Raw genomic sequence first — 20,990 nt, forward strand, 5'->3', positions numbered from 1 at the left:
CACGGTGTCCTTCACACTTTGGGTTGTACATACCCATCCTTCAAACAAGGAGGACACCATGAATCGTCTCACCGCTTGCGTCGCGGCGTCGGCAATCGCGCTTTCCGCGTTCGCCGCACCCGCCCACGCCGCAACCGTCGCCTCGAAGGACAAGGAAGGCACCTGCGCCGTCACGCTCAAGGCCGGAGAGAAGCAGTTCATCTCCTCGCTTTTCGACGAGTCCAAGGCCATCGGCGAGCACGAACAAGCCCGCGACCTCATCGCCGCGATCGAGTCGGTGTACCCCGGCGTCATCGCGGAGAACGAGAAGGCGCTCAAGGGCGAGGAGGCGGACCTGACCAAGGTGCTGCCTGCCCAGCTCGCTGAGAAGTACGCGACCGCGCAGAAGACGCTGAAGGAGACCCAGCCGACGACAGAGCGCACGCTCGAGGACATCAACACGGACTCCTGGCACGTCGGCTCCGACACGAAGCCCGTCGAGCTGCCGTTCGCAGTCGCAAAGAGCGACGCCGCACTGTACGACGCCTGGTCCACCACGCCTGCCGGGAGGGTCGCTGTGAAGCAAATGCAGCTTAGCGACGCCGACGTGGCCGCTGCCGCAGCCTGCGCCAAGGGCACCCAGGCGAATGTGGATTACCCCACCGCGAAGCCAGATCTGAACGTTCCAGCCATCATCGGTGGGGTCGTCGCAGCGCTGTTGGCGCTGCTCGGGCTGCTTGCCCTGCCACAGCTCGGACTGAAGCTGCCGAAGCTGCCGATGGTGGGCAAGTAAGTAGCGCTTAGAGCTTGGAGATCGGGCCGAGCGCCTTATCTACCTGCTGCGGCAGCAGCAGGGCGATCAGGGACAGCAGGCCCGCCAGGCCCGCGATGGTCAGCACGGCGATCAGCCACGGAGACTCTGCAGAGGAGCCAGTGGTGGTACCCGGCTGCTCGTCGACCTGCTTCATCTTGTTCTCGAAGGTGAGGTCGTGGTTGATCGGGTCGATGCCGAGCGCGTTAAGGCTGGCGAAGAAGAGGTCAGTCTGGTCGATCTGGCCGGTCAGGTTGGCCGCACCCGGGCCGGAAGCTGCGACGCGCAGCTGGGCACCGGTGTGCTGCTGGCCGCCGAGGGCGTCCTCGTCCTCGTTGGTCTTAGAGGTGGCGAAGTTGACCGCCATGGTGGAGCCTTCGGCCGTGGTCAGCTGGGTCACGCGGCCAGCGGTGTTGCTGTCCTCGTAGATGATCTGCGCGGTGTGCGCGTGGTCCGCAGTAGCGACGATGAGGGTTTCCTCACCGGTCTTGTCCGCCCACTGCTGCACGGCCTGGACGGCCTCGTCGAGCTGGCCGACCTCGCCGATCAGGCCGCAGGCGTCAGCGGCGTGGTCGGCCTTATCCGGGGAGGCGGACTCGACCTGGAGAAGGAAGCCCTTGTCGTTTTGCAGCAGCTCAAGCGCCTTGGTGGTCATGTCCGCCAGACGCGGGGTCTCCGCGGTGAACTCCGGGTTTGCCACACACGTCGCCGGATCCATATCGCCACCGTCGGTGGTGGGGATGGACTGGTTCAGCGTACGCGGCATGTTGCCCTCGGAGAACAGGCCCAGCACCGGCTTTTCTGCGTCCGCCTTGTCAACGGCGTTGAGCTCGGAAAGATTGGTCGCGACCTGGTAGCCGTTGTCCTTCGCGTTCTCCAGCACCGTCTTGCCTGCGGTCCAGGTATTGCCGTTCTCGCCCCACTGACCGCCCTGAACGACCTCGGTGTTGAAGTACTTCATGCCGCCGCCGAGGGTGACGTCGGCGCGCAGGTCGACGATCTGCTCCGAGATGGAGCCGAGGCCGCCGTTCTGGCGCAGCTGCTCGCCCTGCGCCACCTTCTTATCGCCGGAAGGCGCGTAGTAGGAGCGGTCGAGCGCGTGTGCGGCAAAGGCCGCCGGGGTGGCGTCCTGGATCTCCGCAGTGGAGACGTTACCGATCTTCATGCCCTTCGCCTTGGCCAGCTCGCCGAGGGTGGCAACCGGCTTGCCCTTGCTATCGACGCCAATCGCGCCGTTGTAGGCCTTCACGCCAGAGTTCCAGGCGGTGCCGGTCGCGGCGGAATCCGGGACGTAGTTCGGCAGGCCGGTCTCCTTGTCCAGGGAGAAGGTGGTCAGGTAGCCGGTGTAGTCCAGGTTGTCCAGGCCGTCGAAGCGGCCCGCGGAGCCCTTCAGGTAGTTGCGGGCAGCGGTGATTTCGGAGTCGCCCGTGCCGTCGCCAATCAGCAGCACGACGTTCTTCGCCTTCGCGTTATCAATGCCCTGGCCGGCGGTGCCGAACTGGGCGCAGTCGCCGACCTTCGGTGCGGCACCTTCAGAGACGAGGTAGCACAGTTGGTCGCCCGGCTTCGCCTTGGAGCGGGTAGCCAGCGACATGACCTTGTTGCCCTTGTTGATCTCCCACGGATCCTGACCGCCCTCGGTGCCGCCGTTGAGGCCGAGCGCGTTCGCCATGACGTAGAAAGCGTCAGTCTGGTCGAGCTGACCGTTGACGTTCTCGGAGCCCGGGCCGAAGCCAGCGATGCGCACCTGGGTGCCGGTGTGCATCATCGACTTGGTTTCCAGCTCGCCGCTTTCATTGATGGACCACGGCTGGGTGCCGAAGCCGACGGACATCACCGCGCCGCCGTCCTTCTGCGACTTCAGACGGGTCACTGCAGATACCGACGGACGGCCGTCCGGCACGATCTCTGCGGTGTGTGCGTGGTCAGCCGTGACCACGATGAGGGTGTCCTTGTCCTTCTTAGCAAAGTCGAGGGCTTCCTTGATGACCTCGTCGATCTGCTCGGTCTCACCGATCATGCCGCAGGCGTCAGCGGCGTGGTCCGCCTTGTCGATAGAGGCGGACTCCACCTGGAGGAAGAAGCCCTTGTCTGACGAGGGGTCGTCGAGAAGCTCGATTGCCTTCTTCGTCATCTCCGCCGCGGTCGGCTCGTTGCCGGTGTCCTGCGGGGTGCAGGTCTCCGGCTCCTTGTCGGTGGCGTTGCCCGGGACGGTCTGCTCGTAGCGGCGGGTCATGTTGCCGTCGTTGAACAGGCCGAGGACCGGCGCGTCCTGGTTAGCCACGGTGACCGCGTCGAGGCCAGCCTCGTCATCGACGATGGTGTAGCCCTTGGCCTCTGCGTTCTCGCGCACAGTCTTGCCGGCTTCCCACTCCGCGCCGCCGTCGTGCTTCTCGGTGAGGAAGGGGTTACGGTTCTCGCCGCCCGCCTGCACCTCGGTGTCGAAGTACTTGCGGCCGCCACCAAGGGTGAGGTCCGCGCGGGTGTCGATGATCTGCTCGGAGATCGAGCCCAGGCCGCCGTTCTCACGCGCCTCCTTGCCCTGCACGACCTTCTTGTCGCCCGACGGCGCGTAGTAGCCGCGCTGAGAAATGTGCGAGTGCAGCGCGCCCGGGGTGGCGTCCTGGATCTCGGCGGTGGAGACGTTGCCGGTGCGCATGCCGGCGTTCTTCGCCATCTCGATCAGGTTCTCGTGCGGTGTGCCCGCCACGTCGACAGAGAGCGCACCGTTGTAGGTCTTCGTGCCGGTGGACCAGCCGGTGGCAGAAGCCGCCGAGTCGGTCACGTACTGGCGCTTGCCCTCCTGGGAGACGGCGAAGGTGGTGTACGCACCTGAAGCCGTCAGCTCGTCCAGGCCCTCGAAGCGACCGTTCGCGCCCTTGAGGTAGTTACGCGCTGCGGTGATCTCCTGGTGGCCCATGCCATCGCCCAGGATGAAAATCACGTTGCGCGCCTGGGCGTCGGTGTTGCCCTGCCCGCCCTTGCCAAACTGGGTACAATCCCCCGGCTGTGGGACCTGCACCAAGTTGCCTTCGGCGTCAAGGGTCACACAGGACTCTTTGCCGTTAAAGTTCTGCTCCGCCGGTGCGGCGGAGGCTGTGGGGAGACTCGCCAGGGCCAGCGCGGAAGCGCTGACCACGGCGGTCAGTGTTCTAAACGGAATACGCATGTGGGGTTCCTTCACATGAAAAGCCAAGAAAAGTGGGTGGTTGTTCAACCGCCACACATCATAAATTCAGCAAATTTCCAATACGGAAAACCCAGATGAACTTTAGGTGACTACAAAAATGCAGTTAAGGGCGCTACCCGTGTAGCCGGGTAGCGCCCTTTACTTGTGCTTAGCGCGGATTACTTCTGCTCGGAAGAGCCTTCCTTTTCAGAAGAGGTCTTGCCCTCTGCCGAAGAGCCCAGCACGGTCAGCCCGTTGTCGAACCCTTCCTCGCGGCAGGCCTGTGCGATCAGCACGCCGGTGAGGCTGAGCGCGGCGATGGAACCGAGCGCGATGCCTAGCGGCTGCAACTGCTGGCTGTAGCCCGCAAACTGGCGGTTGACGGCGTCGGCTTGTGCCTGCAGCTCGCGCATCCACTCGGGCTGCTCGAAGTTGTGGCCGTACCCGCCCCGACCGAAGTCGGTATCCGGCAGGGAATCCTGCACGCGGCGGTTAAGCTGGCCAACCGCCTGCTGGATCTGCGGTCCGAATGCCTCGTTCACGCCGTAGCCAACGCCGGCCAGCAGGCCGATCGGCAGCAGCCACAGGATCGGGCTGTTTGCCGCGAAGGCGTTGGCCACACAGCGCTTCGCCTTCTCCGATGAGCTGTTGGCCGGGTCCTGCGGATCAGCCGGAACGCTCGGCTCAGTCGGCTCAGTCTTCTTCGTGCCGACTTTGATGATGAGCTTCTGCGCGGGAACCTCTACGACGCTGCCATCCTCCCGGTGAATCCGCTCACCAGGCTTGCCGGGCTGCACGATTTCGTGCTTACCCGACTCCAGGTTCGGATCCTCCACGATCTCGTAGTCGTAGGCAAGCTCTTCGGACCAGTTGGTGCCCTTCGACGGCTTGCTGCCAACGCGGACAACGCGCTCGACCGGCTGCTCCACCAGTTCGGCGACAGGCTTGCCGTCGACAATCTTGATGACGTACTTGCCGTCCTTACCTGCAACGTCCTCGACCTCTTCGCCCGGCTCCAGGTTCGGATCGAAAACGACCTTGGTGGTGTAGCGGACATCGATCTCGAGGTCGCCCTCAGGGACCGGCGTCGGATCCTCCGGCTCACCAGCCGGCGTCTTCGTGCCGATGAGGATGACGTGGTCCTGCTTCTCAATCAGGGTCTCTTCCGAGCCATCGGACTTGTGGTGCACCAGGCCCGGCTTACCCTCCTGCTCAACCTTGTGCTGGCCAGCCTCAAGCGTCGGATCAAGTTCGACCTTCACCTCGAACGGGATCCGCTCGTTCCACTCGACGCCCTCCGCCGGCTTGGTGCCGACGCGGACGATCCGCTGGACCGGCTCCTTGGTCGTCTTCACGGAAGGTTGACCGTTTTCGACGGTCACCTCGATCCTGCCGTTTTCGCCCTCCTGGTCCACGACCTCCTCGCCTGGTTCAAGCGTCTCGTCGTAGATGATCTTCGTGGTGAACGGCAGCTCGACTTCCTTCGGCGGCAGCGACGGTGTCGGCGTCGGCTCCTCCGGCTGTTCCGGCTCGTCGGTCGGGTCAGTCGGCGGCGTCGGGGTCGCAGGCTTCTTGGTGCCAACGCGGATTATCGCCTTCTTCGGTTCCTTCGTGCGCTCGGTCGTTACCTCAGGCTCTCCGGAAGGCTTGCCGTCGACAAGCTTCTGCGTAGAGGTCACGATCTCCTCGCCGAACTCACCCTGCTCGATGACCTGATTGCCCTCTTCGAGGTTCGGGTCCTCGATAATCTCGGTCTCAAACGCAACCTCGCGGGTCGTTGTCGACGTCAGCGTCTGATCCGGAGAGGTTGGGCCGTACTCGATGATCTCGTTGACCGGGGCCTTGGTCTGCTCTTCCTTCGGGGTCACCGTTGCATCGCTGCCCTTGGAAGAGAAGTCAGCGGTGTAGGCCTTCTCACCCGGCTCGCCCTTCTGGACGACCTTGATCTCGCCCGGCTTCAGCGCAGGGTTCGGGCGAACGTCGGTGTCGAACGGCACCGGTGCCGTCCAGGTCACCTGCTCGGTAGCCTCATCCGGCTTCGTGCCGACGGCGATGATCTGCTCAGTCGGCTCTTCCAGGATCTCCTCGGTGGAGGTCGCCTCGCCGTTCGGCTGGCTGTTCTCAACCGGCTGCGTGACGGTGACCTTCTTCGTGCCCGGCTTGCCTTCCTGGGTGACCTTCGTCTCGCCCGGCGCCAAGGTCGGGTCGTAGACGATCTTGGTCGGGAACGGGATCTCGGCCTCAACAGAGTTCACGGTCTGACCGGTGGTCTTGGTGCCCACACGGATGATCTGCTTGACCGGCTCCTTGGTACGCTCAGTCGTCACTTCCGGGTCACCCGAAGGCTTGCCGTCCACGATCTTCTGCGTAGAGGTTACGACCTCAGTACCAGTAGCGCCCTGCTGATCGACAACCTGCTCGCCCTCTGCGAGGGTGTCATCAAAGACAATCTCGGTCTCGAACGGAACCGGCTTCTCAGTCTTGGTCACCACAGAGGTGTCCTCAGCCGCAGGACCGTACTCGATGATCTCCTTGACCGGGTCCTTGGTCTGCTTTTCCTCAGGGGTCACCGTTGCCTGGTCCCCCTTAGCGGAGAAGTCAGCCGAGTAGGTCTTCTCTCCTGGCACGCCCTTCTGGGCAACCTTGATCTCGCCTGGCTTCAGCTCCGGGTTCGGACGGGTCTCAACCTCGAACGGAACCTGCGCAGTCCAGGAAACCTTCTCAGAAGCCTCGGACGGCTTCGTGCCGACCTTGATCACCTGATCGACAGGCTCCTCGACGACCTTCTCAGTGATGTTCGGCTCGCCCGGCATGGAGTTGGTGACGTCACGTTCGATCGTCACCGTCTTCTTACCCGGCTTGCCCTCGGTGACAGTCTCAGATGTACCGGCAGGCATGTTCGGGTCGAACTCAACCTTCACACCGAACGGGATCTCGGATTCAACCGGTTCAGTGTTCTCACCGGTCGTCTTGGTGCCCACGCGGATGATCTGCTCAGTCGGCTCCTTGGTGCGCTCCGTGGTGACGGTCGGGTCGCCGGAGGGCTTGCCGTCGACAAGCTTCTGCGTGGAGGTCTCAAGCTCGGTGCCGAGCTCGCCCTTCTGATCGATCTTCTGCTCGCCTGCGGCCAGCGTGTCGTCGAATACAACCTTGGTCGGGAACGGAATCGGCTTCTCGGTCTTGGTCACCAGCTCGCTCGGAGCCAGACCCGGACCGTATTCGACGATGCGCTTGACCGGTTCCTTGGTGGTCTCTTCCTCAGCGACCTGTGCCTCAGAGCCCTTGGCGGTGAACTTGGCGGTGTAGGTCTTCTCGCCGTTTTCACCTTCCTGAACAACTCGGGTCTCACCCGGCTTCAGCTCCGGGTTCTCACGGACCTCGGTCGGGTACGGGATTGGGACCTTCCAGGTCACATCCTTGGCGCTCTCTGCCGGTTTGGTGCCGACAACGACGACCTCATTCTTCGGCTCCTCGGTGCGCTCCCAGGTGCCGTCAGCCTTCTGCTTCTCCTTGCCAGGCACGCCCTCGGCTTCAACCTTATAAGTGCCGGCCGGGACGGTGTCGTCGTACTTGTACTCAACGTCGAACGGGACTTCGCGCTCTGGAACGTCCACGACGTTGACCACAGCAGTGGTGGTGTCGGTGGATTTGTCTTCGTAAGTCACGATGACGGGGACCTCGATCTTGTCGCCCGGCTCCGCGGTCTCCGGAGCGGTGGAGATGACGTTGCCCTTGTCATCCAGGCCCACGATCCAGTCACCGTTAGCGGTCTTGACCTTGTAGGTCGGGTTGCCGAACTCGTTGTTCTCGTCGGTGGGTTCGAGGCCCTCCGGATTGATGGCGTACGGCTTGTCCTTGTCGAGGTTGATACCTTTCGGCTTCTCAACACTGATCGGCGAGGTCGCCGTGCCACCCGGGTACACCGTCTCCGTAGGAACGGACGGCTCCGCCTCCCAATTGTTGGTCAGCTTCACCACGGTGGTCACGGGGACCTCGGGGGTAGAACCGTCCGGGGTCGTCACAGTGACGGTGACGGTCTTCTTGTCTCCCGGCTTAGCGCCTGCCGGCGGGGTGGAAGACACAACGCCGGTGTCCGGATCGATGGTGTACTTCCAACCATCCTCGGTAATAAACTCGCCCTCTTCGTTGGGCTCCAAGTTCAGAGAGTACTTCGACCCTTCCGGGGCATCGTTGATCTGGTGTTCGACTGCCTGATTCGGGCCGGTGACCTTGACGTCGTAAGTCGGCGCAATGTCGCTCTTCAAGACAACGACGGTGCCCTTGACCTCCTGTGGCTTGTCGACGTTGTCGTAGTGCGCGAGCACCGGCACATTCAAGACGTAGCCCTCGGGGGCATTCTTCGGAATCGTCGTGGTGATCTCGCCAGTGTTCTCGTCAATCTTGACGGTCCACGTGCCGCTGTCATCCGTGTGGGTGTACTCGGTCTTACCGTCCTTGAAGGTGTAGCGCTTCGGAGCTTCATCGGCCGTGTTGCCGCTCAGGCCACGCTCCGGAACCTCAGGCTTCAGAGAAACCTTGGCGTTCGGCTTGTCGGTCACCGTGTCGTAATCGGGAACCTTGATGTCCACGATGGCCTGGAACTGGGGCTCGACCACGTCGTCGGTGCCATCCGGGTAGGTGGCAGTCACTTTCGGGGTGATGACGGTGCCCGGAGCGACGGTGTCGTCTGCCTTCGCGGTAACCTTACCGGTCTCATCGACGGAGACGGTCCATCCTTCAGGCACCGTGGACTCGTCGATCTCAAACTTGGCCGGGTGAACCGGTTTGTGGCCCTTCATGATGGACTTGGTGGTGATCTGAGAGGTGATCTCATCATTGGCCTTACCCTTAGCCAGGCCCGGGCGAACAAGGTCGGTGACCTGGGTGTTGTTCGGGTCAACAACCACGAGCAGCTCGAGCTCATCGGTCGAGCCGTTGGAGTACTCCACTGTTACGACAGGGCGGGCGAAGGTGCCTGGGAGCGGAGTATCCGGAGCGGTGACGGTGACGTTGTAGTCCTCGTCCATCTCCACGGACCAGCCCTCGTAAACGTACTTCTCGTCGAGGGAAACCTTGGCTTCAAAGCCGCCGTCGCCCTTCTTCTTCTCCAGGTCCTTGATCAGGTCCGGAACCTGCTTGAACTCGACCTTCTGCGGCTCGGTAGCGAGCGGACCCGTCGCGCTATCGACACCAGAGATGATCGAAGCATCGGTCTTGTCGTACTTCGGGTCGTGGTACTCCGTGTCATCGAGAGAGAACGACTTCGAATCGATGACATTCGGCTTGCTGTAGCGGTCCAAAGAATTGGAGGTTTCGAATGCCTCACCAAATTCGCTGTTGTGCTTGGCTGCGCTCTTGAGTTGCTCGGTGGTACGCGGCTGAGCGACGACAGAGAATTTCACGTTCTTGTCGGTCGCCAGATCGGTGCCACGGTACTCGGGCCAGGTGAAGGAGATGTCGCCGTTATCTTTAACACTAGCATCGCCGATGTACTGGCCGTTGCCATCGTGGGCCTGCACGACCATGCGGGACAACGAGTCGTCCGTGTAGTTCTCGCCGTCCCAGGTGCGCTCAAGCACCTCGGGGACGTTGATGCGACCGACCTTCGTTTCCTCTCCAGGAACGATCACATGCTTTTCAAAATCTTCCCAAGAAACCGTGATGGGCTTACAATCGTTGTTCTCGCTCGGCCACGGGTTGACGGAGAATTGAGTGTCGGGGCTGTTGAGAATTTGATTACTTCGTTGTGGGTTGTCTTGTTTGTAGCGGTCTTGCCATGCGTAGCGCACAGGGTTATCAGCGGTAGCCTGAGCGAATTGTGCGACTTTATCTTTGGTGAGTTCTTGCGCAACGGTGAATGTGATTGGTGCTCTTCTTCCTGATCTACCTAGACTGGCAATTTCTCCAGCTTTGTCTGTAACATTCCAGTCAAAAAATTTTTCTCCTGCGTCTACTGCAGGGATTTCACCTAGGTTAACGAAGTCTCCGGCATTATTATTAGGGCTGCGAAATAGCCAATCAGACACTGTGCGGTCTTGGGAATTATCAAAGGCGATGGTATAGCCCCACAGGGTTTTATCAGGAGAGCTAATGCTTGGCTCTACAACGTCCCAGCTCACACCAGCCTGGCTGCCACTTCTCTCGCCACTCTCGACGACGCACGACCCAGCCGACAGGTCGGACGCTCGCTGTTCGTCTTTGGCGATGACACCCTTGCCGTTGTTGCCGTACAGGCCGCCGGTGAATTCAGCGGCAGTGGCCTGGGACACCAACGGCCCCGGTCCCACGACACTGATGCCGCCGAGTGCGAGCGCGATAATGGATGAGGCTGCGATGCCTGTAGATGTTGATTTACGAAAACGCCGAGATGTTCCGGCCATGGGCACTCCTCAATAAAGTCGCTGAATAGGGGCTGGCAAGCGCGGCTCGTTACCAGTTTTGGTTATGTGCACTTCACCTCGCCCACATGGCAAGGTCTTGCATTACAAACATTTTAGAGAAGCTTAAAACGCATGTCTAGCTTGATATTTTGCCGCGCAAGCCAAAATCCCCCCGCCGACAGCTGAGTTTAAGTTCCAAACAGATCGGCGGGTAGCTACGGCCGTGTATCACTCCCGGCACGCCGGGGGTTAGTGGGCTGGTTCGTTGAGGGACAACGCGGCGTCGATAAGCAGGCCCAAGTCCTCTTGCGTATAGGTGGCGCGAAGCTGGGCGTCGTTACCGCCGCGCAAATTGCCCCGCACAAGCGCTACGCCTTGGGAGGCCGGCACCATCGAGAACTCGCGCGGGTGCGGGAATACCTGGCGCACGAAGTGGCCTGCGCGAAGCGCACAACGGTTCAGCCAGATGTCGTCGGCGTGCGGGGCACAGTCCTGGAACGCCTTGCCCTGCGCCGCGACTGCATCGACCATCGCCGGCGGGTAGGCCACACCGGAAACACCAGTAGCAAAGTGGCGCGGGTCCGGGTCGGTATCCTGCACCGACTTCCACTGCTTGTACGGCGCGAGGCGGCCGTCCTGCAGCACAATCTCATGGGCACGGTACGCCACAACGTTGTTCGGATCGGCGTCCGAGGCGTTGAGGAGTTTTTTAGCGAACCACTTGGGGTACATCATGTCATCGTCGACGGTAATGACGCGGGTGCCTGTACCTGCGCACTGTTGGAACGTGCCGTAATACTTGGTGTGCGGACCATAGTGGCCGTCCGAACAGCACACCTGCAGGCCGCGCTCCACGAGCGTGTGCAGACCTTTCGGCCACTCCCCCTCGTAATCCTCTTTATCCAGCCACAGATACACCGGCAGGCGCTTCGTACCGACGAGCAGCGAGGAAATCGCCACCACCGCCGACTTCAGCCGGGGTCCATGTGAGGTCAGCGAAATAACGGTGTCGCCCTCCTGCGGAAACCTGGCTGGAGACTTCCGCGCCACCACCCGCAGCTGGGGCGCGCGCAAAAGTGCACCAACCCCGCCGAGTGCTTGCCGAAGCGCGTAGTCAATCCACATGAGCCAAAACTTTAGCCGACTTGACCAAATCGGGGCATGATGGGAGACATGACTGACACGAGCGATAATGGAACTGACAACCAGCAGACAGCGAACACTACAGAACGGGCCGACACTGGCAGTTCGGCAACGTTTCACGACTGGTGGCAGGCGGCACGCCCCCACACGTGGCCGAACGCGTTCGCCCCAGTGATCGCCGGCACCGGCCTCGCCGCGCACACCGGCGGCATGCACCTCGGCAAGGCGCTGCTCGCACTCGGCGTTGCGTGGGCCCTGATTATCGGCGTGAATTTCGCCAACGACTACTCCGACGGTGTGCGCGGCACTGACGACGAAAGGACGGGGCCGACCCGCATCACCGCTTCCGGGCTGGCGCGGCCCGAGGATGTGAAGCTCGCGGCGTTCGCGTCCTTCTTCGTCGCCGCTGTCCTTGGCGTGATCCTGGCGGTCATGAGTGCGTGGTGGCTCATCCTGATCGGCGCGGCCTGCATCGCGGCAGCGTGGTTTTACACCGGCGGGACGAAGCCGTACGGCTACTACGGATTCGGCGAGCTGGCCGTGTTCATCTTCTTCGGGCTGGTCGCTGTGCTAGGTACGCAGTACACACAGTCAGGATGGCTGACTGCCGAGGGGTGGTTGGTGGCCATCGGCGTGGGCGCGATTTCCGCGTCCGTGAACCTGGCAAACAATATCCGCGATATTGACACCGACGCCGCGGCCGGCAAACACACCCTTGCTGTGCGCATCGGCGAGGTGAGGGCCCGTCGCCTGTTTACTGTGCTGACGTTGACGCCATTTGTCGTCTCCCTGCTGCTTGGTAACTCGCTCACGCTCGTCGGTTTCGCTGCTTTGCCGTTTGCCGTTTCCTCCATTCTGAAAGTGCAGCGCGACCAGGCAAAGGGCAAAGACCTCATCCCTGTGCTGGGTATCAATGGTCGGGCCATGCTGATCTGGTCCGTGCTCACCGCCGTTGCGTTTACTGCCCTCGGGTTCCCAATTTGGGGTGGAGGTGAAGCGGTACCGTACACGGCAGTGCAGTAGTCGCCTGCTGAGTGAGCTGCACTGCATTTGCCAGTTCCATGTCTCGACCTGCCCCGACAACTCCTTGCTTTACAGGGAGGCCGGGGCGGTTTTCATGTCTGCGCTATTGCGTGCTGCGCCCTGGTGGCGCTGAATCGGGTGCGGATCCGGCTCGCGGACGGGGTGGGCGCGGTTGTAGGCGGTATATCGGAAACCGTCAGCAAAACGGTAGTGGATATGCCCGTTGCGTTCCCAGATCTTCGCAGAGCCATGGCGGACAAGGAAGTGGCAGGACGAGCACAGCGGCAAGAGGTTATCCACGTTCGTTTCCCGCCTCGAACCCAGTCTCTGAGATGGTGCATCTGCAGAAAACGTGAATGAGTACAGCCGGGCATAGCGGAGGAGAAAGCGAACCGTCGTATAGCTCACCGCCCCGCACTCGAATGCATCGTAGAGGGACCGATACTTACGAATTCCCCTGGAAACAAATACATACTCGAATGCGGTCGCCTCGCTCACCCGCAACTCCCGCTCCAACCAGCTCGCCGTATGCTTCGCGCCAAGCTACTCGGCGCAGCCCCCCCTCATCAAACTCGCCGACCGCGTCGAGCATGCGCGCCCGAATCCTCGTGGACTGCCTATGGTGGTCGCGGGTATTTCCGGCGAGGTCCGTCGCGCGCTTGCCCTGGCTCAAGTTCGGGTTCATCCCACCCCAGACGAAGCCGGGGCGGAGCTAGTGAGCAGTAAAGTAGTTCATTGCCATCAGCTATACCCACACTATTGTTCTACCGTAAGGGATGTGTCTATTTCGTTTGCACTGAGGCAAAACAGTACTCCTGTGACAGCGAGCGAAGCGATTTCTACTCTGCGGCCGCAGAGTAGACGGCAGCTACTCTCCGCACGCGGCGTCGAAATCCGCGGGGCTCCACGTGTCTGTCGAGCCGTCGTAGGGGTTCACGGACACAATCGTGCCGGCGGGCTGTTCCAGGATCTGCTGCTTGGCGGCGCTGGCGGGAGTGAAGGACGTCTCCTTACTGAAGGGCCCCTGCCCGCCCCTGTCGTCCGGCGCCGGGTTAAGCAGGAGGGTGCGATCCTCGGGATAGGAGGCGTCGAGCGGTGCGTCCGCGGCCCACGTGCCAGAGCTCGGTCCATCAAGCGGCACCTGCACGTGGCCGGTCTGTGGTTCGGCGGCGGTGAACTTGGCCAGCACCCGGTTTTCCTCGTCTTCGGCGAGACCGATGCGGTCGGAGGCGACCTCGAGCTCGCTCATCTCCTCGCCGCAGGTGTTCACGTGCGCGATGATGTGGCCCTCCTCGTCGTGGGAAAACCCGGCGGCGCCGATGACGTCCACGTTGACGTAGTTGCCGCAGGCAGTCAGCGCCACTGCGGAAGCGCACACCACTGCGATGACGGATGCGGTCCTGCTCACGTTGGGCCTTTCGTCGATAGGCTGCAATTGCCCGAACCAACGTAGGCGGCAACTATTACGTAGCGCTGGCCGCCCGCCTGGGAAAGTCCGTCAATTCCGCGCGCGGCCACCCAGGGTGCCGATGCCCGCGCCAACCAGCAGGAGCGCGACGAACGGGAGCGCGGATGCGTTCATGAGGACGAGCGCCTGCAGGGCTCCCGCCAGAGCGGGGACGGCGAACCACCACCAGGTCACGCCACGGCGGGCGGTGTCGCGCCACGCCAGCACCGCGACGAGCAGCGGGTTGAGCACCACGAGCGGAACAGCCCAGCCCATCGGCCCGAAGATCGACGAGACGAGGAGCAAGCCTGTCGACGCCACCACGTAGCCAACCAACATCCGCCACCGCAGTCCCATCACGATTCCTCCCAGGTGTCATACTTGGTGCCACTACCTGGATCAAGATTACAGAAGGAGGGAACCGCTGATGCTCGACGTCCTGACTGGTTTCGCCATCATCTTCACCGTCATCGCGGTGGGGTTCCTGCTGGCGCACAGAGGCGTGATCGGGCAGGGCGAGGCGCGCCTGCAGCTCAACCGCATCGCGTTCTGGGCGTGCACCCCGGCGCTCATCTTCTCCAGCGTGTCCGCCTCGGACACGTCCGCGTTCCTGTCGCCGGTGGTGGGGGTGATCGCAGCGGCGTCGGTAGCCACCATGCTCCTGTACTGGCTGCTCAGCGCCCTGCTGTTCCGCCGCAGCTTCGCCGAGACGATGGCGGGCGCGGCCGCGTCAAGCTACTACAACTCGGTCAATATCGGGCTGCCCATCGCCACCTACGTGATCGGCGACGCCACCTACGTCGTGCCCGCGCTCGTGCTGCAAATGGCGGTGCTCTCCCCCGTCATCATCGCCGGCCTCAACGCGGGCGGGGCGAGCCTGCGCTCGATCGGCGGCTCCATCGTCGCGGGCATAACGGCGCCGGTCGTGCTCGCCGCCTTCGCTGGTTTCGCCGTCTCCGCCTCCGGCTGGGAGGTCCCCGAGCCCGTGCTCGCGCCGCTGGAGATCCTCGGCGGCGCGTCCATCCCGCTCATCCTTATGAGCTTCGGCGCCTCGTTGAAAGGGGATTCCGTGCTCACGCATGATCGCTTACCGACGCTCACCGCCACCCTCCTCAAGCTCGTCGGCATGCCCGCCATCGCCCTCGGCGTCGGGTACGCCCTGGGCCTCGACGGCACCGAGCTCTACGCGGCGCTCATCCTCGCGGCGCTGCCCACCGCGCAAAACGTGTACAACTACGCCGCCACCTACCAGGTCGGCCAGACGGTCTCGCGCGACACCGTATTCCTCACCACGTTCCTCTCGCTGCCCGCCATGCTCGCCATCGCCGCCCTGTTCGGGTAGGCGCTAGCGCTCGCTCAGCTCGCTGGAGATCCACTCCTTGCGCAGCTTGCGCTGCTCGCGCCAGTGCGCCACGGCCTCGGTGGCCTCAATCCGCTGGCGTTTGAACACCAGCATGGACAGCGGGAACGCCACGATCAGGGCGAGGAGCGCGGAGATGATCAGCGGCACTGGGGCGCCGATGAGCATGGCCGCGCCCTGGATCACCACGGTGAGTGCGATGAACAGCACGAGCCTGCACAGCCCGTAGATCGCGGCGGCCTTATTGGCGCGCGAGCGGGCGGCGGGATCAACTTCCGGCGGTTGTTGTTGCATATGCCTAACCCTAGACGGCCACCAAGTATGTTGGAAGTCATGGGAAGGCTACTACTCCTCGTACTCATCGTCCTCGCCGTGTACCTGATGTGGCGCGCCTTCGGGCCCGGCTCGAACAAGCAGGTCGAGCAGGCGCCGGAGCGGCCGCAGATCAAGGGGCCCGACGATGATGAGGAGTTCCTCTGGAACATTGAGAAGAACCGCTTCAAGGAGCGGCGCGCCCGCGAGGAGGCGGAGCGCCGCAAGCGCCGCGACGGGGAGGGCAGCTAGCAGCGCCTAGCGTTGCGCCAGCACCTCGGGCAGCTTCTCCGCCCAGGCGAGCGAGTGGCGCACGCCGTCCGCCACGGTGTACTCCGCGCGCCAGCCGAGCAACTGCTCGGCCTTCTCGGTGCGGGTGGCGCAGCCGACCACATCGCCGTCGCGCGGCGGGGCGGTGCGCACCTCGAGCGGCTTGCCGGTGGCCTCGCCGACGGCGTCGGCCAGCTCGAAGACGGTGGTGCCCTGGCCGGTGCCCAGGTTGATCACCTCGTAGTCCGCCAGCGCTGACGCCTCGGCCTTCAGCGCGGCGACGTGCGCGCGGGCCAGGTCCCACACGTGGACGTAGTCGCGCAGGCCCGAGCCGTCGCGGGTGGGCCAGTCCACGCCGGTGACGGTGAACGGCTCGTCGGCCTGGTAGGCGGAGATCATCTTGCCCAGCGCGTGGGACGGGGCCGGGTTCTGCAGGCCGGTGCGCAGCTGCGGGTCCGCCCCGATGGGGTTGAAGTAGCGCAGTGAGATGGCGCGGATGAGGCCGGCCGAGGCGGCGTCGGCAAGCACTCGCTCCAGCATCCACTTCGAGGCGGCGTAGGGGCTCGACGAGTCTGCCGTGCTCTGCTCGGTGACCATCAGGTCCTCACCGGGGACGTACATGGCGGCGGTGGAGCTGAGCAGGACGCGCTTCACGCCGCGCTCGGACAGGGTGCGCACGCAGGTCGTGGCCTTGCCCACGTTGTTCTCGTAGTAGTACAGCGGGCGCGAGACGGACTCCGGCACGACGATCTTCGCGGCGCAGTGGACGACCGCCTCGATGTCCGGGTGCTCGTCCAGGATGCGGTGCAGCAGCGCCACGTCGGCGATGTCGCCCTCGTAGTGGTCGAAACGCTCGGCGAAGGCGCGCAGGCCGGTAGAGTAATCGTCCAGAATCACCGGGGTAATTCCGTTGTCGGCGCAGCAGGAAGCGATCGTAGAGCCGATAAAGCCGGCCCCGCCAGTGATAAGAACCTTCATAACCTGTGAGTCTAACGCAGCTAGTTCAGGCCCGCGTACGAGTGCAGACCCGCAATCACCGTGTTCACGTACGTCATGTTGAAGATGGTCATGCACAGCGCCAGCACGTTAATCCACGCGGCCTTCGCGTTCTTCCAGCCGGCGGTGGCGCGGGCGTGCAGGTAGGCGGCGTACAGGATCCAGGTGATCATGGACACGGTTTCCTTCGCGTCCCAGTTCCACGGTCGGCCCCACGCCACCTCGGCCCAGATCGCGCCGAACACAATGCCGATGCCAAACAGCGGCAGCGTAATGATCGCCGTCTTGTAGGTGATCTGGTCCAGCGTCTTCGCCGCCGGGAGCGGGCGGGCAATCTTGCCAAAGAAGCCGTGCTCCTTGCCCTTCGGCTGCCACATGCGCAGCAGGTACAGCAGCGCGAAGATGCCGGAAACCATGCCAATCGACGCGCCGACCGACACCGAGGACACGTGCACCGGCAGCCAGTAGGACTGCAGCGCCGGCACCACCGGGGCGGCTTGCATGTGGAACACCGTGGAGTTGAGGAACATCGCGATGACCATGGGGAACAGCAGCCACGGCCACACCGTGTGCCAGCCCTTCCGCCCGATCACGATCGCGGCGGCCACCATGATCACCGCGGTCATGAACAGGATGTACTCGTACAGGTTGCCCAGCGGGAAGCGCCGCGCCGCGATGCCGCGCGTGACAAACGCGACGATGTGCAGCGCCACGCCGACCCACACCAGGGCCTGCGTCATGCCCGCCCACTTGCGGGCGGCGGCCACCCGCTTCTCGTAGACGCCGTCAAGCTCGGGTTCCGGGGGCAGTTGCTTTTCGACGACCACCGGCCCCCCAGCCCCAACCGCTACCTTCTCCGCGGCGCGCTCCTGCTGCGCCGCGCGGCGCTCGCGCCGCACGTCCACGACCGCGAGGACGCGGCCGTAGTACACGCACGCCATGAGCAGCGCCACGATGTAGATGATGAACGCGGTGCGGAAGGTCAGATCGGACAGCTCCGCCATGGTGGTGTTGACAAGCATGGTGCTCAATCTACTCCATCAGCGGGCCATTATCCAAGGTCATCCAGCTCGTCATCGTCCCCGTCATCATCCGGGTGCTCCCCCAGGATCTCCTCGACGAGCTCGGAAAACTCCGGGCCCCACCCGGCGCGGTCGGTGCGCGCCAGGCCCGCGATCTCCACCGCGGTCCCGCCGCCGGCGACCGGGGCGAGGCGGACCCAGACGCGGCGGCGCTTGATGGTCAGCGAGCCGGCGAGCGCGGCGAGCATGATCACTGTGGTGACCAGTGCCCACACCTGCGTCGGGTCGCGGGAGATCTGGTAGTTGGCGTACTCGGCCGCGCCGTCGAAGCGCACCTTGATCCCGCCGTCCACGGTGATCTCCTCGCCCGGGGTGAGGTTGACGCGCTCCAGCTTCTGCAGCTGGCCTTCCGCGATGAGCATCTGGTCGAGCACGAAGATGTTCTGCGGGCGGCCCGAGTCCAAGCCAGCGTCGCCGCGGTAGATGTCCATGGACAGCGCCGGGTCATCCATCGACGGGAACGACGACTGCAGCGTCTCCCCGTCCTGGCCGCCCCACTGGGCCGTCGGCGCGAAGTTTCCCTCCAGGGCGATCTGGTTCTGGCGGCGGTCCGCCAGGTCCGGGAACATGCCGGCGGGCGGGTCGAAGCGCATCACGCCCGAGGACAGGAACGTCTGCGTGTCCGTGGGGCGGAACTGCATCATCTGGGTGCGAGTCTCGCCGTTGGGCCACGTCACCGTGACCTGCGGGGCGAACCCGTGGCCTTGCAGGTAGACGCGGTCGCCGTGGATGCGCAGCGGGTGGTTGACCGCCAGGGTGGTCTCCTGCCAGCTGTCCTTCGGCGCGGTCAGGTCGTCGGTGTAGGACACGTCGGACCAGAAGCCGTTCGCCTGGCCGCTGTTTAAGTATTCGGCGCGGAAGTTGTGTGCATCGATGCAGAAGGGGGTGAGCCCGGTGCCGTCGAAAAGCGGCCCCGCGCGGAACACGTCAAAGTTGGCGGGGGACGTATTGCAGAACTCGGTGGACTGCTCCACCGGCACGGCGTACTGGGACTCGGAGTTGGTCACCACGATGACCTGGCCCTCGTAGAAGACCATGCGGCCGGCGGCGAAGGCGACGATCATGCCGACGATGCCCACGTGGAAGAGCAGGTTCATCAGCTCGCGGGTGTAGCCGCGCTCGGCGGCCAGGGAGAATGTCCCGGCGCGGTCCTCCTCCGGCGAGTAGGCGGCCACGTGCCAGCGCTTGAGCAGGCGGCGGACCTTCGCCTCCACCTCGTCCTGGCCGGCGTCCACCGTGGCTTGCGCGTGCATGGGCATGCGCGAGAGGTAGCGCGGCGCGCGCGTCGGGGTGGCGCGGTAGGCGCGCCAGTGGTCGATGGAGCGCGGGATGATGCAGCCGACCAGGGAGATCATCAGCAGGGTGACGATGGCGACGAACCAGGAGGAGCTGAAGACGTCGAAAAGCTGCAACCTGTCATAAATCGGACCCATCGTCGGGTTGGCGTCCAGGTAGTCCTGCACGAGCGACTCGCTCACGTTGCGCTGCGGGAGCAGGGCGCCCGGAATGGAGGCGAGCGAGAGGAGGAAGAGCAGGACGAGCGCGGTGCGCATACTGGTCAGCCAGTGCCACGTCTTGCGCAGCCAGGTCGTTGCCGCCGATACGAGTTGCATCTCAGATCACCGTCGCTCCATATTGCAAGGTCCACTGTCGGATCCAGCCGACGAACACGTTCCACGCGCCGGTGACAAGGAGCACGCCGACGAGGATCATCAGCACGCCGCCGATCACCTTGATGGTGTGGGAGTGGCGGCGCAGGAACTCGACGCTGCGCACCGCCTGTGCGGACCCCAGCGCCACCACCACAAACGGCAGGCCGAGGCCCAGGCAGTACGCCACTACCAGCAGGACGCCGCGCGCCGCGGTCATCCCCTCGGTGCCGACGGAGACCGACATGATCGCCGCCAGCGTCGGCCCGAGGCAGGGCGTCCACCCCAGCGCGAACACGCCGCCGAGCAGCGGGGCGCCGAGCACGTTGGCCCAGCGCCGCGGCTGCAAGCGCCGGTCCTGCTGCAGCGCCGGCACCGCGCCCAGGAACACCACGCCCATCGCGATGGTGATCACGCCGCCGACGCGCATGAGCACCTCGGCGTTGAGGGTGATCAGGCTGATCGCGCCGAACACGGAGACGGTGGCCAGCAGGAACACCACGGTGAAGCCGGCCACGAACAGGCCGGCGGCACCGGCGACGGCCCAGCGGCGCGACTTCACGCGCACGCCGTCCTGGTCCACGGTCATCTCGCCGCCGACCACGCTGGTCAGGTACGACATGTAGCCGGGCACGAGCGGGACCACACAGGGGGACGCGAAGGACACCAGGCCGGCCAGCGCGGCGGCCAACATGCCGAGCAGGAGCGGTCCGGTGGCCACAACCTCTGAGAACGCCTCGCCCACGCTAGCTCTGCCCCTCCTGCGCCAGCTTGTCGGTCACCTCAAGCACGTCCTGGGCGGTCACCTCGCGCAGGAACACCGCGGCCGGGCGGTGCTGCTTATCCAGCACGATCGTCGTGGGGATCACGGAGCTGGGCACGCCGCCGAGGAAGGAAGCGGTCTTGAACGGCGGGTCGTATATCGACGGGTAGGTCACGCCGTTGTCGGCGACGAAGTCGCGGGCGATTTCCGGCTGCGGGTCGCGCACGTTGATGCCCAGGACCGTGCCGGTGCCGTCCGCGTTCAGGTGCTCCTGCACCTCCTGCAAGTCATCCACCTCCGCACGGCAGGGCGCGCACCACTGGCCCCAGGCGTTGAGGACGACGATCTTGCCGTCAAAGTCGTGCAGGTCCACCGTGGTGCCCGGCTCGGTGAGCGATTCGCCGCTGAAGTGCTCCACCGGCTTGCGCTCGGATTCCTCGTAGAAGATCTCGGTCTGCCCGCCCGGGGAATGGAACGCAAAGTTGTCTCCCTCACCAGAGCTGGCGCAGCCGGTGAGCAGGAGCAACGCGGCCATCGGCGCTGCGATCGCGCTCAGCGCGGTCCGTCGGGACATGGGCACCTCTCAATTCATCTGTTCAAAAACTC

At 63.9% G+C, this 20,990-nt stretch carries 16 protein-coding genes and 1 pseudogene; 4 read left to right on the top strand and 13 right to left on the bottom strand.

Annotated elements, in window-relative coordinates:
• Positions 1-58 precede the first annotated feature (58 nt).
• Positions 59-772 carry a hypothetical protein gene (locus CKJ82_RS07160; protein ID WP_095537599.1) on the top strand — a complete coding sequence of 238 codons (714 nt, stop codon included), beginning with the start codon at positions 59-61 and terminating at the stop codon, positions 770-772.
• 7 nt (positions 773-779) lie between these two features.
• Here the strand turns inward: CKJ82_RS07160 and CKJ82_RS07165 are convergent, their stop codons facing one another.
• The 4 genes and pseudogenes from CKJ82_RS07165 to CKJ82_RS07175 form a co-directional block, all read right to left on the bottom strand.
• On the bottom strand, positions 780-3,959 hold the full coding sequence (locus tag CKJ82_RS07165; protein ID WP_095537600.1) for an alkaline phosphatase: 3,180 nt from the start codon (positions 3,957-3,959) through the stop codon (positions 780-782).
• 179 nt (positions 3,960-4,138) lie between these two features.
• Positions 4,139-9,589, bottom strand: a complete 5,451-nt coding sequence (locus tag CKJ82_RS07170) for a G5 domain-containing protein (RefSeq protein ID WP_240510720.1) — start codon at positions 9,587-9,589, stop codon at positions 4,139-4,141.
• Between the two features lie 63 nt (positions 9,590-9,652).
• Positions 9,653-10,339, bottom strand: a pseudogene (locus tag CKJ82_RS12120) (adhesin domain containing protein); the annotation flags it as partial.
• A 249-nt stretch (positions 10,340-10,588) separates the two neighbouring features.
• Entirely contained in the window at positions 10,589-11,464 is an 876-nt protein-coding gene (locus tag CKJ82_RS07175; protein ID WP_095537602.1) for a glycosyltransferase, read from the bottom strand.
• A 48-nt stretch (positions 11,465-11,512) separates the two neighbouring features.
• Between CKJ82_RS07175 and CKJ82_RS07180 the strand changes: the two genes are divergently transcribed.
• Positions 11,513-12,505 (top strand): 1,4-dihydroxy-2-naphthoate polyprenyltransferase, encoded by a 993-nt coding sequence (locus CKJ82_RS07180; protein WP_095537656.1) that lies wholly within the window; start codon positions 11,513-11,515, stop codon positions 12,503-12,505.
• A 69-nt stretch (positions 12,506-12,574) separates the two neighbouring features.
• Here CKJ82_RS07180 and CKJ82_RS11655 read toward each other — a convergent pair whose 3' ends face one another.
• From CKJ82_RS11655 to CKJ82_RS07195, 3 genes are all read right to left on the bottom strand, one after another.
• A complete protein-coding gene (locus tag CKJ82_RS11655) occupies positions 12,575-12,805 on the bottom strand; it encodes a hypothetical protein (RefSeq protein ID WP_133064040.1) in 231 nt (76 codons plus the stop codon).
• A gap of 568 nt (positions 12,806-13,373) precedes the next feature.
• Positions 13,374-13,913 (bottom strand): hypothetical protein, encoded by a 540-nt coding sequence (locus CKJ82_RS07190; protein ID WP_095537604.1) that lies wholly within the window; start codon positions 13,911-13,913, stop codon positions 13,374-13,376.
• A gap of 90 nt (positions 13,914-14,003) precedes the next feature.
• Positions 14,004-14,312 carry a hypothetical protein gene (locus CKJ82_RS07195; RefSeq protein ID WP_133064041.1) on the bottom strand — a complete coding sequence of 103 codons (309 nt, stop codon included), beginning with the start codon at positions 14,310-14,312 and terminating at the stop codon, positions 14,004-14,006.
• Positions 14,313-14,379: 67 nt separating this feature from the next.
• Here CKJ82_RS07195 and CKJ82_RS07200 point away from each other — a divergent pair, with 67 nt between their 5' ends.
• The gene (locus CKJ82_RS07200) at positions 14,380-15,294 is read left to right on the top strand and encodes an AEC family transporter (protein WP_095537606.1); all 915 of its coding nucleotides are present in this window, start codon (positions 14,380-14,382) and stop codon (positions 15,292-15,294) included.
• Between the two features lie 3 nt (positions 15,295-15,297).
• Here the strand turns inward: CKJ82_RS07200 and CKJ82_RS07205 are convergent, their stop codons facing one another.
• Entirely contained in the window at positions 15,298-15,606 is a 309-nt protein-coding gene (locus CKJ82_RS07205; RefSeq protein ID WP_095535242.1) for a DUF4229 domain-containing protein, read from the bottom strand.
• Between the two features lie 39 nt (positions 15,607-15,645).
• Here CKJ82_RS07205 and CKJ82_RS07210 point away from each other — a divergent pair, with 39 nt between their 5' ends.
• Complete coding sequence (locus CKJ82_RS07210) at positions 15,646-15,876, top strand: hypothetical protein (RefSeq protein ID WP_095537607.1); 231 nt, start codon at positions 15,646-15,648, stop codon at positions 15,874-15,876.
• A 6-nt stretch (positions 15,877-15,882) separates the two neighbouring features.
• Here CKJ82_RS07210 and galE read toward each other — a convergent pair whose 3' ends face one another.
• The 5 genes from galE to CKJ82_RS07235 are packed head-to-tail and all read right to left on the bottom strand — an operon-like array spanning position 15,883 to position 20,958.
• Positions 15,883-16,872, bottom strand: a complete 990-nt coding sequence (galE, locus tag CKJ82_RS07215; RefSeq protein WP_095537608.1) for a UDP-glucose 4-epimerase GalE — start codon at positions 16,870-16,872, stop codon at positions 15,883-15,885.
• Between the two features lie 20 nt (positions 16,873-16,892).
• Positions 16,893-17,912 carry a c-type cytochrome biogenesis protein CcsB gene (gene ccsB, locus CKJ82_RS07220; protein WP_095537609.1) on the bottom strand — a complete coding sequence of 340 codons (1,020 nt, stop codon included), beginning with the start codon at positions 17,910-17,912 and terminating at the stop codon, positions 16,893-16,895.
• Between the two features lie 29 nt (positions 17,913-17,941).
• On the bottom strand, positions 17,942-19,585 hold the full coding sequence (locus CKJ82_RS07225; protein ID WP_095537610.1) for a cytochrome c biogenesis protein ResB: 1,644 nt from the start codon (positions 19,583-19,585) through the stop codon (positions 17,942-17,944).
• A gap of 1 nt (position 19,586) precedes the next feature.
• Positions 19,587-20,315, bottom strand: a complete 729-nt coding sequence (locus tag CKJ82_RS07230; RefSeq protein WP_095275326.1) for a cytochrome c biogenesis CcdA family protein — start codon at positions 20,313-20,315, stop codon at positions 19,587-19,589.
• Positions 20,316-20,367: 52 nt separating this feature from the next.
• Positions 20,368-20,958: a TlpA disulfide reductase family protein gene (locus tag CKJ82_RS07235; RefSeq protein ID WP_095535237.1), complete on the bottom strand. Its 591-nt coding sequence runs from the start codon at positions 20,956-20,958 to the stop codon at positions 20,368-20,370.
• Positions 20,959-20,990: the final 32 nt, after the last annotated feature.

The organism is Corynebacterium gottingense (assembly GCF_002285125.1).
Lineage (GTDB): Bacteria > Actinomycetota > Actinomycetes > Mycobacteriales > Mycobacteriaceae > Corynebacterium > Corynebacterium gottingense.

Excerpts from the sequence above, each read along its gene's own strand:
- CKJ82_RS07210 (WP_095537607.1), top strand. The coding sequence starts at position 15,646 with ATGGGAAGGCTACTACTCCTCGTACTCATCGTCCTCGCCGTGTACCTG.
- CKJ82_RS07225 (WP_095537610.1), bottom strand. The coding sequence starts at position 19,585 with ATGCAACTCGTATCGGCGGCAACGACCTGGCTGCGCAAGACGTGGCAC.
- ccsB (WP_095537609.1), bottom strand. The coding sequence starts at position 17,912 with ATGCTTGTCAACACCACCATGGCGGAGCTGTCCGATCTGACCTTCCGC.
- CKJ82_RS07235 (WP_095535237.1), bottom strand. The coding sequence starts at position 20,958 with ATGTCCCGACGGACCGCGCTGAGCGCGATCGCAGCGCCGATGGCCGCG.
- CKJ82_RS07230 (WP_095275326.1), bottom strand. The coding sequence starts at position 20,315 with ATGTTGGCCGCCGCGCTGGCCGGCCTGGTGTCCTTCGCGTCCCCCTGT.
- CKJ82_RS07180 (WP_095537656.1), top strand. The coding sequence starts at position 11,513 with ATGACTGACACGAGCGATAATGGAACTGACAACCAGCAGACAGCGAAC.
- CKJ82_RS07200 (WP_095537606.1), top strand. The coding sequence starts at position 14,380 with ATGCTCGACGTCCTGACTGGTTTCGCCATCATCTTCACCGTCATCGCG.
- CKJ82_RS07175 (WP_095537602.1), bottom strand. The coding sequence starts at position 11,464 with ATGTGGATTGACTACGCGCTTCGGCAAGCACTCGGCGGGGTTGGTGCA.
- CKJ82_RS07205 (WP_095535242.1), bottom strand. The coding sequence starts at position 15,606 with ATGCAACAACAACCGCCGGAAGTTGATCCCGCCGCCCGCTCGCGCGCC.
- CKJ82_RS07160 (WP_095537599.1), top strand. The coding sequence starts at position 59 with ATGAATCGTCTCACCGCTTGCGTCGCGGCGTCGGCAATCGCGCTTTCC.
- galE (WP_095537608.1), bottom strand. The coding sequence starts at position 16,872 with ATGAAGGTTCTTATCACTGGCGGGGCCGGCTTTATCGGCTCTACGATC.
- CKJ82_RS07165 (WP_095537600.1), bottom strand. The coding sequence starts at position 3,959 with ATGCGTATTCCGTTTAGAACACTGACCGCCGTGGTCAGCGCTTCCGCG.